Annotated in this window: 13 protein-coding genes; 10 read left to right on the top strand and 3 right to left on the bottom strand. The window is 73.3% G+C overall.

Translation table 11 applies throughout. From position 1 onward, the window contains the following. Window positions 1-1,411: FGGY-family carbohydrate kinase (locus tag E2E34_RS23205; protein ID WP_138903855.1), on the top strand; the 1,411-nt coding region annotated here is incomplete at its 5' end. A 10-nt stretch (window positions 1,412-1,421) separates the two neighbouring features. On the opposite strand, the gene E2E34_RS23210 is transcribed toward E2E34_RS23205, so the two are convergent. Continuing rightward, entirely contained in the window at window positions 1,422-1,982 is a 561-nt protein-coding gene (locus tag E2E34_RS23210; protein ID WP_138903856.1) for a dihydrofolate reductase family protein, read from the bottom strand. A gap of 96 nt (window positions 1,983-2,078) precedes the next feature. Between E2E34_RS23210 and E2E34_RS23215 the strand changes: the two genes are divergently transcribed. Continuing rightward, a complete protein-coding gene (locus tag E2E34_RS23215) occupies window positions 2,079-2,279 on the top strand; it encodes an antitoxin (RefSeq protein WP_138903857.1) in 201 nt (66 codons plus the stop codon). 2 nt (window positions 2,280-2,281) lie between these two features. Here E2E34_RS23215 and E2E34_RS23220 read toward each other — a convergent pair whose 3' ends face one another. Beyond that, window positions 2,282-2,872 carry a DUF2165 domain-containing protein gene (locus tag E2E34_RS23220; protein ID WP_138903858.1) on the bottom strand — a complete coding sequence of 197 codons (591 nt, stop codon included), beginning with the start codon at window positions 2,870-2,872 and terminating at the stop codon, window positions 2,282-2,284. Between the two features lie 179 nt (window positions 2,873-3,051). Between E2E34_RS23220 and E2E34_RS23225 the strand changes: the two genes are divergently transcribed. The 8 genes from E2E34_RS23225 to E2E34_RS23260 all read left to right on the top strand — a co-directional run bounded on the left by E2E34_RS23225 (window position 3,052) and on the right by E2E34_RS23260 (window position 11,091). Beyond that, on the top strand, window positions 3,052-3,987 hold the full coding sequence (locus E2E34_RS23225) for a phosphatidylinositol-specific phospholipase C (RefSeq protein ID WP_138903859.1): 936 nt from the start codon (window positions 3,052-3,054) through the stop codon (window positions 3,985-3,987). A gap of 120 nt (window positions 3,988-4,107) precedes the next feature. Continuing rightward, complete coding sequence (locus E2E34_RS23230; protein ID WP_138903860.1) at window positions 4,108-4,896, top strand: DUF998 domain-containing protein; 789 nt, start codon at window positions 4,108-4,110, stop codon at window positions 4,894-4,896. A 27-nt stretch (window positions 4,897-4,923) separates the two neighbouring features. Beyond that, window positions 4,924-5,793 (top strand): DMT family transporter, encoded by an 870-nt coding sequence (locus E2E34_RS23235; RefSeq protein WP_138903861.1) that lies wholly within the window; start codon window positions 4,924-4,926, stop codon window positions 5,791-5,793. A gap of 184 nt (window positions 5,794-5,977) precedes the next feature. Further along, window positions 5,978-7,312 (top strand): hypothetical protein, encoded by a 1,335-nt coding sequence (locus E2E34_RS36640; RefSeq protein ID WP_244316004.1) that lies wholly within the window; start codon window positions 5,978-5,980, stop codon window positions 7,310-7,312. Window positions 7,313-7,523: 211 nt separating this feature from the next. Next, window positions 7,524-9,146 (top strand): alkaline phosphatase D family protein, encoded by a 1,623-nt coding sequence (locus tag E2E34_RS23245; protein ID WP_425573305.1) that lies wholly within the window; start codon window positions 7,524-7,526, stop codon window positions 9,144-9,146. A 101-nt stretch (window positions 9,147-9,247) separates the two neighbouring features. After that, window positions 9,248-9,517, top strand: a complete 270-nt coding sequence (locus E2E34_RS23250; RefSeq protein ID WP_138903863.1) for a hypothetical protein — start codon at window positions 9,248-9,250, stop codon at window positions 9,515-9,517. Between the two features lie 147 nt (window positions 9,518-9,664). After that, entirely contained in the window at window positions 9,665-10,648 is a 984-nt protein-coding gene (locus E2E34_RS23255; protein WP_138903866.1) for a glycosyltransferase family 2 protein, read from the top strand. Next, window positions 10,645-11,091: a GtrA family protein gene (locus E2E34_RS23260; RefSeq protein ID WP_138903864.1), complete on the top strand. Its 447-nt coding sequence runs from the start codon at window positions 10,645-10,647 to the stop codon at window positions 11,089-11,091. Before E2E34_RS23255 ends, E2E34_RS23260 begins: the two co-directional genes overlap by 4 nt. On the opposite strand, the gene E2E34_RS23265 is transcribed toward E2E34_RS23260, so the two are convergent. Then, the coding region (locus tag E2E34_RS23265; RefSeq protein WP_439333690.1) for a DUF6056 family protein at window positions 11,066-12,499 on the bottom strand (1,434 nt) is incomplete at its 5' end. The genes E2E34_RS23260 and E2E34_RS23265 overlap by 26 nt on opposite strands.

A 12,499-nucleotide genomic window follows, 5' to 3' on the forward strand; every position in this document is an offset into this window, starting at 1 on the left:
GGCCACCGCCGCGGTGCGCGTGGTGTGCGCCGACGCCGGCGGGCGGGTCCTCGCCGAGGGCCGGGCGCCGCTCCCGCAGCCGGTGCGCGGCGCGGGCGGGCACAGCGAGCAGGACGCCCGGGCGTGGTGGCCGGCCACCGCCGCGGCCCTGCGGCAGGCCACGGCGGCGCTGCCGGGCGGCGGCGCCGAGGTGGTGGCGGTCGCCGTCTGCGCCACCTCCGGGACCCTGGTTCCGGCGAGCGCGGACGGGGAGCCGGTGGGCCCGGCGCTGATGTACGACGACCGGCGGGCCGCCGATCTCAACGCCAAGGCGCAGGAGCTGGGCGCGCGGCGCTGGCGGGCGCTGGGCCTGGCCGTCGGCCCGACGGCCGCGCTCGGGAAGCTCGTCTGGTGCGCGCGCCGGGCGCTCCCCGGCCAGTTCGTGCTGCACACCCCGGACCTCCTCGGCCGCAGGCTGACCGGGCACCCGGTCGCCACCGACTGGAGCCACGCCCTGAAGACCGGGTACGACCCACGCGCGGGCGAGTGGGCCGGCGAGGTCTTCGACGCGTTCGGCGTGTCCCCCGGTCTGCTGCCCGACGTGCGCGCGCCGGGCTCCGAGGCCGGGACGGTCTCGGCCGAGGCGGCGGCGGAGACCGGCCTGCCCGTCGGCTGCCGGGTCCGGCTGGGCATGACGGACGGCTGCGCGGGCCAGATCGCCACGGGGGCCGTGGAACCGGGCCAGTTCGTCGGCGTACTGGGCACGACGTACGTGCTGAAGGGCGTCACCCGCGAGCTGGTCACCGATCCGTCCGGAGCCCTCTACAGCCACCGCCACCCCGACGGCTGGTGGCTTCCCGGCGGCGCGTCGAACACCGGCGGCGAGGCGCTAGCGGCCGTCGACCCGGCCCGGCTGCCCGGCCTGGACGCGGCGGCGGACGCCCGGGGTCCGGCGTCGTGCCTGAACTATCCGCTGCGGCGCGAGGGCGAGCGGTTCCCCTTCGTCTCGGGCGACGCCCGGGGCTTTGTGGCCGGAGTGCCGCAGGACGAGGCCGACGAGCACCGGGCCGCGCTGGAGGGCGTCGCCTTCCTGGAACGGCTCGCCCTGGAGCGCGTCCAGGCGCTGGGCGTCGAGGTGCGCGGACCGCTGCACGCGGCGGGCGGCGGCAGCCGCAGCGAGTTGTGGACGCGGATCCGCGCCACCGTGCTGGGCCGGCCGCTGCGGGTGGCCGAGCGGGCGGAGACCGCGTTCGGAGCGGCCCTGCTCGCCGCCGCCGGCACCCTCCATCCGGACCTGACCGCGAGCGCGGCGGCCATGACGGCGTCCGGGCGGGCGGTGGAGCCGGTGGAGCGGGAGCGGGCGGCGCTGGAGGAGTCGTACGAGCGCTTCGTCGCGCGGCTGCGCGCGCGGGGCTGGCTGGACGCGGGGTGAACGGCCTCGCTCACCGTTTGGCGTAACGGACCAGGAGTACACCGTTGCCGAACGTCCGGGTCTCCACCAGCCGCAGACCGACCCGCGCGTCCGCGGAGGGGAACAGGGGTCTGCCCTTCCCGATGAGCACCGGATGGACGCAGAGGTGGAACTCGTCGATCAGGTCGTGGCGCATGAACGACGCGGCGAGGTCGGCGCCGCCGACCACCATGTCCCCGCCGGGTCGCGCCTTGAGCGCCCTCATCTCGTCCGGGTCGACCTCCCGCACGACGGTGGTGTTCCAGTCGGCCCGCTCCAGCGTCCTGGAGAACACGAACTTCGGCATGTCCCGCCAGATGCCGGCGAACTCCGCCACAGGCCCGGCGTTCGCGGGGTCGGCGTCGGCGGTCGGCCAGACGTCCGCCATCAGCTCGTAGGTGACCCGCCCGTGCAGGAAGGCGCCCATGGTGCTGAGCTTCCGGTTGAAGTAACCGTGCAGTTCGTCGTCGACCAGGTGCCAGTCGATCTGCCGCTCGGGGCCCTCGAAGAAGCCGTCGAGGGACACCGACATCATCAGAATGATCTTTCTCATCGCAGGCCTCGCCGGGTCGTCAGGGCGCGCGGATGCGGACAGCGCGAGGTGCGGGGACCCTGTAGGGGTGGGGGCGACCAGCTAGGAGGCTAGCTCATGTCCATGATGGACAAGCTCAAGCAGATGATGAAGGGCCACGAGTCCCAGGCCGGGAAGGGCATCGACAAGGCGGGTGACGCCGTCGACGACCGGACCAAGGGCAAGTACAGCGGCCAGGTCGACACCGGTCAGGAGCGGCTGCGCAACGAGTTCGGCGGGGACCAGGGCACAGGCCAGGACCGGCCGCCCCAGCCCTGACCTCAGCGGCGATCCGGTGAGGGCGCGACAGATCCCGTCCCGCCCTCACCGCGTGCTGTCCCCGGCGCCCGCCGCCCGCCCTCCCCCGCCGGCAGATGGACGACCACCAGGGCGAGCCCGGCCACGACGAAGTTCCGGGTGGCGGCCTCCAGCCCGTTCCAGTCCTCCGACTGCCACATGGCGAACCACTCGCCCCCGACGGCGATGAACCCCACGCCGAAGAGCAGCAGCACCATGAGCAGGCCGAGGCTCGCCGTGCGCCTCGCCCGGGCGAAGGCGCCGCCGCGCAGGGCCGCGGCCCACTGGACGCTCGCCGCGATCAGCACGAGCGCGGCCACGGTCTCCCACGCGATGATGGCGACGTACGCGATGTCCTGCACCGTCCTCGACTCGACGGCACGCCACATCAGGTCCTCGTCCTTGAACGTGGTGTCCATCGCCAGGACGTGCCGGACGAACTCCTGGTTCGTGCCGAAGTCCGTGATGTTGCCGAAGGCCACGAACGCCATGTAGAGCGCGACCGTCGCGACGAGGCCGGTGGCCGCGAGCGCGAGCGGCCGCGCGGCGGGTGTGGGTGGGTCACAGGCAGTCATGTGCACCTTTTCGCAGGGGAGTTGATGGGGCGGACGGCGTCCGGCCCTCTTTCCAGTGTCCCCGATCCGGGGCGGCTGTGAGAGTGTCCGCACTCTGGCAGATGTGACCTGTGCACGTCATAATTCACGGGCCGATCGGGCGGTCGGCGATCGCTGGCCGACCGAGGGAGACCAGGCTCATGAGCGTGGACCGGCGCACTTTCCTCACCGGAGCGGCGGCGGTCTCCGCGACCGCCCTGCTCGGATCGACGCGAGCCGTCGCGGCGCCGCGGACCCTGTCCGTACAGGACTGGATGGCGGGCCTGAGCGACTCCACCCCGATCCAGCGGCTGACGGTCCCCGGCACCCACGACTCCGGCGCCCGCGTCGGCGGGCCGTGGGTGGCGTGCCAGAACACCTCCGTCGCCGACCAGTTGCGCGGCGGCATCCGCTTCCTGGACGTGCGGTGCCGGGTCACCGGGGACTCGTTCGCCATCCACCACGGCGCGTACTACCAGAACCTGATGTTCGGTGACGTGCTCATCGCCTGCCGGGACTTCCTGCGCGAGCGCCCCTCGGAGACGGTCCTGATGCGCGTCAAGCAGGAGTACTCGCAGAACGCCGACGCGGAGTTCCGCCGGATCTTCGACCTCTACCTGGACGGCAAGGGATGGCGGCCGCTCTTTCGGATCGACGCGGGACTGCCGACGCTCGGACAGGCGCGGGGCAGGGTCGTCCTGCTGGCCGACAACGGCGGACTGCCCGGCGTGCGGTACGGCGACCCGGCGCTCTTCGACATCCAGGACGACTACATGGCCGAGCCGGGCGCCAAGTACCCCAAGATCGAGGCCCACTTCCGCAAGGCCGCCCAGCAGCCCGGCAAGCTGTTCCTGAACTACGTCAGCACGTCGGCGCTGCTGCCGCCCCGCTGGAACTCCGACCGGCTCAACCCGAGAGTGCACGGCTTCCTCGACGGCGCGGAGGCCGGCGGCTGGACGGGTCTTGGCGTGGTGCCGATGGACTTCCCGAACACCCGGCCGGGCTTGGTGGAGTCCCTGATCCGGCACAACGCCGCGGCCGCCCGGCGGGGCCACACGGGTGAGACCAGGCGTCAGGTCCTGGACTGGGCGCGCTGAGCCCGCTAGACCAGCGGCGATGACCATGCCTCTTCCGTGTGGCGGCGCCGCGGCCACGCTCACCGATCCGAGCGTCCACCTGACGCGTGCCGCCACGACCGCCCGGTTCGGAGCGTCACGATGCACCTGACTCGCAGTACGCCCGCCCGGCGGACGCCGTCCGTACGGCCCGCGGCGCCCGGGCAGCCCGGCCAGCCGGCCGACGGACGCCGCAGAGCGGCAGCGGCCGCGCTGGCCGGGGCGGCGCTCCTCTACAACGGCTGGCTGCTGGAGCTGCCCCTGCCGACGGGCCTGGACCCCCGGCACTCGTACGTCAGCGAACTCTTCGCCGCCGACCAGCCCTTCAGGGCCCTGTTCGGCGGAATGGAGATCGCGTGCGCCGTACTCGTCATGGCGGGAGCCATGCTGGCCCGTGACCTGCTGCCGGGAGCGGCCGCCCGCGGCGGCTGGTGGGCGCTGTGCGGGTTCGGGGCGTCCTCGCTGGCCGACGTCCTGCTGCCCATGGGCTGCGCCCCCTCCCTGGAGCCGGGCTGCCGCGCCGTTCACCCCTGGCACACGGTCACCAGCGGGCTGGTGCACTTCTTCCTGTTCGCCTCCATGGTGCTGTTCTGCGTGGCGGCGGCGTCGGTGCCGTCCCGGACGCCGCTGATCCGCCGCTGGGGCCCGCTCCTGCTGGCCGGCGCGCTCGTCTGTGCCGTCAGCACCGTCGGCCCGCTGATCGGCAGTCCCGGCTGGCACGGGCTGCCGCAACGGGCGCATGTGCTGCTGGTGGGACTGTGGTTCGTCCTCCTGGCCCGCGAACTCCTCGTGTCCGGCAGCGGTCGGGCGCAGGGAGCGGCGAGTGGACCGCTGGCGGGGACGGCACCGCCGCAGCACCCGGAGAACCGGCCGGCCGGCCGTACCTCCTGAGTTCCCGCGAACCGGAGGAAGCGCCGCGTGGCATCCGTACTCTCCGTGCTGTTCGCCGTGCTCACGGCGGTCGGCAACGCCACCGGCACGGTGCTCCAGCGGATCGCCGCGCGGCGCGTGCCCCCGGGTGACGCGTTCAGTTTCCGGCTGATCCCGCACCTGGTGCACAGCGCGGCGTGGCTCGGCGGCATCGCCGTCATCGTGGTGGCCGCGGCGTGCCAGGCGCTGGCGCTGACCCTGGGCTCGATGTCGCTCGTACAGCCCATCCTGGTGAGCGAGCTGCCCTTCACCCTCCTGATCGCCTGCATGGTCTCCCGCCGTCCCCTTCCGGCGGCCGGCTGGACGGCGGCCGGGATGATCGCCGTGGGTCTCGGTGTCGCACTGGCCGCCGCCTCTCCGTACGAACGCCACTCGGAGGTCTCACCGGCCGTGTGGGCGCTGACCCTGGTGACGACCGGGGGCGTCATGACGGCCTGCGTGCTGGCCGCCCTGCCGCGGCCCCGGGGGATGGCGCGGGCGGCCCTGTTCAGTTCGGCCTCCGCGATCGGCTACGCCCTGACGGCGACCCTGATGAAGTTCTCCACCACGACGTTCGAACAGCACGGCTTCGGCGCCTTCTTGGCCTGCTGGCAGACGTACGGCTTTGTGGTGGCGGGCGCCTGCGCGCTCTTCCTGCTGGCCAATGCGATGGAGTCCGGCCCGCTGGTGGCCTCCCAGCCCGCGCTGACCCTGGGAGAGGCGCTGGTCAGCGTGGCTCTCGGGATGCTGGTGTACGGCGACGAGGTGCGCACGGGGTGGTGGCTCGTCCCCGAGGGCATCGGCGCGGTGATGGTCACCTGGGGCGTACTGCTGCTGCCGCGGGTCAAGACGGAGGAGCAGGACACTCCCGCGACCTGACGGCGGCGGTGCCCGCGCGGCACGAACCGGGCCGCCGTCCCGACCGGCCGGAACCCCCCTTCTGCCCTGGCCGGATGGCGCAACAGCCGCGAATGCCCCTTTGATGGTGCAAAGCGTGCGTCTAGGTGGCGCACGACAACCGAACGGTGTGTGCCACCGGAAGTACGGCGAACGGAGCCGCGCCATGACAACCGACCCGACAATGCCCCCCACGCCCAGCAACGACGACCGCTCGCAGCCGCCCGACGACGCGGCGGCGGCGTACGTGGCCGCCGCCTACGCCGCCGCCAGGGACGAGGCCGCCGCCCGGAGCGCCCGCGCGAACGAGGCCGCCGAGCGCGTGACCCCGGCGAACGGAACCGCCGAGCGCGCGACCCCCGCGAGCACGGCCCCCGCGAAGGGAACCGCCGAGCGCGCCACCCCCGCGGACCAGGCCGCCGGGAGCGTGACCCCGGCGGACGGCACCGCCGCGCGCGTACCCCCGAGGGACGAGACCGCCGCGCGGGTGGCGGTGGCGAACGAGGACGCCGCCCGGGTGGCCGAGGCGAAGGCCAAGGCCGCCGACGGGAACGCGGCGGAAGCCGGACCGCAGGACCCGGACCTCGACTCCGGCGAGGAGCCCATACGGACTCTGCTGTGGACGGCGGCCACCTGCCGGCCGCTGGAGGAGGTCGCCGCACTGGTCAGCCTGCTCAGGCACACCGGGGAGGTGAACAGCCCCGGTGACGAGGCCCTGCGCGCGGCCGCCGTGGCCCGCCCGCTGGACGAGGTCAGGCAGCTGGTCGCCATGCTCAACGAGGCGCCGCACGAGGTGGACGAGGCGGACACCACACTGCGCGCCGCTGCCGTGGGCAGGCCGATCGAGGACGTGGCGCAACTGGTGAGCATCCTCGGCCACGAGGAGGGCGACCACGCGCGCTCCCCCGCCACCGGACCCGCCGTGGCGCGGAAGAACCCGGAGAAGACCGAGCCCGTGACGACGCCGCTCGTCGGCGGCCGCGACGCCGCGGCCAGGCCGGCCGCCGGCGCGGAGCGGCCGGGCGGCCGCACGGCGTGGCCGACCGTCGGCACCCGGGGCGCGGTCCCGTCCGTCGGCGACGCGCTCGGCGACGACACCCCGTCGCCGGCCCTGCGTTCCGTACTGCGATGGCCGGCGGCGGTGCTGCTCTTCGCCTGCGGCGTGATCCACCTGCCGACGGACTTCGCGCACCTGCGCTCCGGTGGCTACGCGGACGCGCTGTCCATCGCCGTCACCGTGCTCTGCCTGGTGTTCGGCGTGTGGCTGGCCGTACGGGACACCGTGCGCGTCTGGGCGGCGAGCGCCGCGACCGCCATCGGCATCGTGGCCCTGCACGCGCTGGCCAGCGTCGGCACCGTGGACCTGCTGGAGAGCAGTCTGGGTGAATCCTTCGCGTGGGCGGACGCCGCGGCGGTGTCCTGTGCCGCGGTCGGCGCGGTCCTCGCCGGTTCGGCCCTGCTGCGCCGCCAGAAGGAGCCGGACGCGGCGAACGGCGCCTGACGGGCAGGCTACGGCCGGCCGCGTCAGCGGCGCCAGCAGTACGGAGGGCGGCCGGATCCCGGCCGCCCTCGCCGTCGTTCGCGGTCGGCGCGCCGGCGTTGCACGGCCGGGGCCCGTGGCGGCCCGCGTCCCGGGACGCGTGGCCCGTGGACGCCGCTCCACTCGAATGCGGTGATCAAGAAAGCCGCGAAGCGGGCATATGACGCGGCATATGAACAGTCATCAGCCTGAGCTCCGCGCCGCCGCCCGGCGGCTGAGACGTCGTCACTTCCTCACCCTCACCGCGGCCGCCGCCGCGCTCGCCTTCGCGACCGACCTGCCGGCCGCCGGCGCGGCGAGTGCGGCCGAGCTGGACCCCAGGAAGATCACGGAGAACCCGTTCACACTGGGCGTCGCCTCCGGGGACCCGCTGCCCGACAGCGTGCTGCTGTGGACCCGGCTGGCCCCGCGCCCCCTCGAACCCGACGGCGGCCTGCCCGACAAGCGGGTGCTGGTCACCTGGGAACTCGCGCACGACGAGGCGTTCCTGCGCCGGGTCACGGGCGGCACCGCCACGGCCCACCCCGAGTTCGACCACACGCTGCACGTCGAGGCCACCGGCCTCGCCCCGGACCGTCAGTACTACTACCGCTTCCGCACCGGGACCTGGGCCAGTCCGACCGGCCGGACCCGCACCGCGCCCGCGCGCGGCGCCGTGAAGTCGCGGCTGCGCCTGGCCGCCGTGGCCTGCCAGGCGTACCACCACGGCTACTACACGGCGCACAGGCACCTGGCGGGCGAGGACGTGGACCTGGTCGTCCATCTCGGCGACTACTTGTACGAGTACGCCGTCGACGGCGCCGGCGGCTCGCGCGCCTACACCGACCGCCGGCTGCCCGCGCACTTCGACCGCGAGACGACGACGCTCGCCGACTACCGGCTGCGGTACGCCCTCTACAAGTCCGACCCGGACCTGATGGCCGCGCACGCCGCGCATCCCTTCGCCGTCACGTGGGACGACCACGAGACGGAGAACAACTACGCGGACGAGACCTCCGAGGACAACGTCCCGCCCGAGGAGTTCCTGCTCCGGCGTGCCGGCGCCTACCGGGCGTACTGGGAGAACCAGCCGCTGCGCTCTCCGCAGCGGCCGGTGGGCGCGGACATGCGGCTCTACCGGCGGCTGCGTTTCGGCCGGCTGGCCCAGTTCGACATCCTCGACACCCGCCAGTACCGCTCGGTACGGGCGTACGGGGGCGGCTGGCACAAGCCCGGCCCGGAGTCCGAGGCCGCGTCGCGCACCATGACCGGCGAGACCCAGGAGCGCTGGCTGCTCGACGGCTGGAAGGGGTCGGGGACGACCTGGAACGTCGTACCGCAGCAGGTCACCTTCGCGCGGCGGCGTGATGTGCCGACCGCCGACTACAAGCTGTCCATGGACGCCTGGGACGGCTACCCCGCCGCGCGCACCCGGTTCCTCGACGGAGCCGAGGCGGCCGGCGTGCGGAACCTGATGGTGCTGGCGGGCGACGCCCACGTCGGCTACGGCTTCGACCTGAAGAAGGACTTCGACGACCCGGCCTCGCGCACCGTCGGCACCGAGATCGCCACCACGTCGGTCTCCAGCGGCAAGGACGGCTCCGACAGGCCGGCCAACTCCGACGACCTCCTCGCAGCCAACCCGCACCTGAAGTTCTACAACGGCCGTCGCGGCTACACCGTCATCACCCTGGAGGCGGAGCGGGCCCGCGCGGACTTCAAGACCGTCTCGGAGGTCACCAGGACGGGCGGGGCGCTCACCACGGCGGCCTCGTTCGTCACCGAAGCCGGCCGGCCCGGTCTCACCCCGGCCTGACCCGCCGCGGCAGTTAGGGCACGTACCGCCCGGGTACCCGTCGGGAGCGACGACTCCGCAGGTCAGCGAGGTTGTGGACACCCAGGAACGAGGTGTGTGCGATGAGTGAGAAGCAAGCGCGCGATCCGGACCGCGGGCCACGCCCGCGCACGGAGAAGGGCCCCGGCGCGCACTCCGGCGCCGAGCGTCAGGCACAGGAGAGAGTCGTACCCGGCACGGCGAGCGCCCGCGAGGGCTACCCGGCCGGGGGCGGCACGGCGGACGGCGAAAGCCTGGCCGGGGTGGAGTCCTCCGGCGAGGACAGGAGCGCGCGGCGCTCCGGCGAGGGCGAGGTCACCGACACCCCCGCCCGCCGCAAGCGGCACCGGTGACACCGCTGTCACCCGGACTCCCCGCATGCCACCGTCCCGGGCCTCCATCACCCGTGTGGAGTGCCTGGGACGGCCCCCGGCGCGGCCCCGCGTTCCACTGGAGGCGGCAGCGCCCGTACCGGGAACCGTGCATGGAGTGATATGACCATGGTCCAGATGTCGATCGTCGTGCCGTGCTACAACGAGAGCGAGGTGCTCGGGGCCTTCCACGACGCCCTGGTAGCCGCTGTCGAACCGATCGGCTCGGCCTTCGAGATCTGCTACGTCGACGACGGCAGCCGCGACGCGACCATGGCGATCCTCAAGGACCTCGCGGCGGCGGACCCGCGGGTGCGCTACACGTCCTTCAGCCGGAACTTCGGCAAGGAATCGGCGATGCTCGCCGGCCTGCGCATGTCCCGGGGCGCGGCGGTCGTCCTCATGGACGCCGACCTCCAGCACCCGCCGGAGTTCATCCCCCGCATGCTGGAACTGCACCAGCACGGGTACGACCAGGTCGTCGCCCAGCGCGACCGGGCCAACGAGGGTGTCCTGCGCACCGCCCTGTGCCGCGCCTACTACCGCCTGGTACGCCGCTGCATGAACGTCGAGGTCGTGAACGGGGCGGGCGACTTCCGGCTCCTGTCGCGCCGGGCCGTCGACTCCCTGCTGGCGCTGCCGGAGAACAACCGCTTCTCCAAGGGGCTCTTCTCCTGGATCGGCTTCGACACGGTCAGCTTCACGTACGAGAACGTCCAGCGGGCCGCCGGGAAGTCCAAGTGGAGCGGCCGCCACCTGCTGAACTACGGCATCGACGGGCTCATCTCGTTCAACAGCCGCCCGCTTCGCCTCGCCATCCACACCGGCCTGTGGCTTTTCCTCTCCGCCCTGGTGTACGCGCTGTGGATCATCGCGAACGTCCTGCTGGACGGTGTCGACACCCCCGGCTACGCCACGCTGATCACCGCCGTCGTCGCCCTGAGCGGAATCCAGCTCGCCACGCTCGGCGTCATCGGCGAGTACGTGGGGCGGATCTACGACGAGTCGAAACGCCGCCCGCACTACGTGGTCAGGGAAACGGACGAGACAGCCACGATGCTCGGACCGGGGCTCTCGCTGGAGCCCGCCGGACAGGCCCGGCCGGAGGGATGAACGCCCGGGGCCTGCGCCAGTTCGCCGCCTTCGCCGCGATCGGCGTCGTGAACACGGCCGTCTATTACGCCGTGTACGCCACGCTGAACATCTGGCTGCCCTACCTGGTCGCCCATGGCGTGGGCTACGCGGTGAGCGTCGTCGGATCGTTTCTCCTGAACTCCTACGTCACCCTCCGCACGAAGCCGACCTGGCGTGCCTTCGTCCGCTACCCCCTGTCGGGCGCGGCCAATGTCGTGGGCAGCGGCATCCTGCTGTACGTGGCCGTGAGCCGGCTGCACCTGCCGGAGAACATCTCCGCGCTCGCCGCCGGTGTGCTCGTCACGCCGCTGTCCTTCCTGCTGGCGCGGTGGGCCATCGTCTCCGGCGCGGCCGCCACCCGGGCCTCGGGCACGGCGCCCCCGGGGGCGGAGCCGGTCAGGGAAGCCGAGTCGAGTAAGTGACCCGGTCCAGGCGGTAGTAGTCCGCGACGCAGCCGGCCGGCCATGACTTGGTTCCCTTGCCGCCGAACGGCTCCAGCGTCCCGGCGACGGACAGCGGTGTGTAGGGCGCCGACTTCGCGCCCGCGGCGGCCTGTGCGCGCAGGAACCGGTCCTGGCGGTCCCATTTCTGAGCCCGTACGCGCATGTCCCGGCCCAGGTCGTGGAGCGGGACGGCCAGCCCGCCGACGGCCACCGCGCACACCAGCGCGGCCGCCCCCGTCGCCAGGCCCGTACGCCGCCCGCGCCGCCGTACGGCACGTCCGAGGAACGCGCCGGCGCCCACCAGGAGCAGGACGTACAGCAGCAGGTAGTCGTTCCAGGTCCGCTGGGCGGTCATCACCCGCGCGCCGAAGACCGGGTAGGTGATGACGGTGCAGAGGTAGCCCGAGACCAGGAAGGCGAGGGCGCCGAAAGCGGTCCACAGCAGCGGGCGTACGGGAAGCAGGACCGGTGCGTCCTCCGCCCGGCCACGCGCGAGCAGGCCGAGCAGCACCCCCGCCGCGAGCGCGCCGGCGTACTGCCAGGTGGTGAGGACGGTCTCCAGGATGTGCGCGTACCCGCGCAGCGACGCGACGAGGGACTCCGGGGCCAGCATGGAGGTGCTTTCGAGGCCGAACCGCTCGCGCCGCCTGCGTCCGCCGGGGGACGTCATGAGGACGAGCGTGCCGATGCCGATTCCGGCCATGCCGGCCAGGGACCACCAGCGGGCGGCGGCGCGGACCCGCTCGGTGAGGATCCAGCGGCCGAGGAGCACGATGCCCGCCAGCACCACCAGGCAGACCACCGACGCCTCCTCCGACAGCGTGCCCATGAAGACGCCGGAGGCGAACACCACGGCCAGGGCGGCCGCCCTGCCCCGGCGGCCGCGGGCCAGCAGGAGCGGGAGGGCGGCCGCGCACGCCAGTACGGGGGCCAGGGTGTGGGAGACGGAGGCGGCGGGCCAGTAGAACGTCTTGTAGGTGTTGGGCGTGGCGAAGAGGAAGACCGCCGTGATCATGGAGGCCACGAGCAGCGGCACGCCGCGTGGCGCCGTCCGGCCGGACCTGCGCAGCACCAGGGCCGTCAGGGCCCACAGCACGCCGAGCATGACGACGCCGCTGATCAGGGCGAACCACTGGTGGCCGGCGACGGGGAACTGGGCGTACAGGCCGACGAGCAGGCCGTTGCCGATCCGGCCGTTGTCGGTGACGTAGAACTTCTCGACCATTCCCCAGACGCCGAGGTCGCGCACCTTGGGCAGAAAGCACCACTCGTCCGCGCTGGGGCGGACGTGGCGGCCCAGCCACGCGCCCGCCACGAGCAGTCCGAGCGGCAGCAGGCACAGGACCGTCGTCAGGACACCCGTCCACGACCGCAGAAGGCCCCGGCC

The sequence above is a fragment of the Streptomyces albidochromogenes genome (assembly GCF_005981925.1).
Lineage (GTDB): Bacteria > Actinomycetota > Actinomycetes > Streptomycetales > Streptomycetaceae > Streptomyces > Streptomyces albidochromogenes.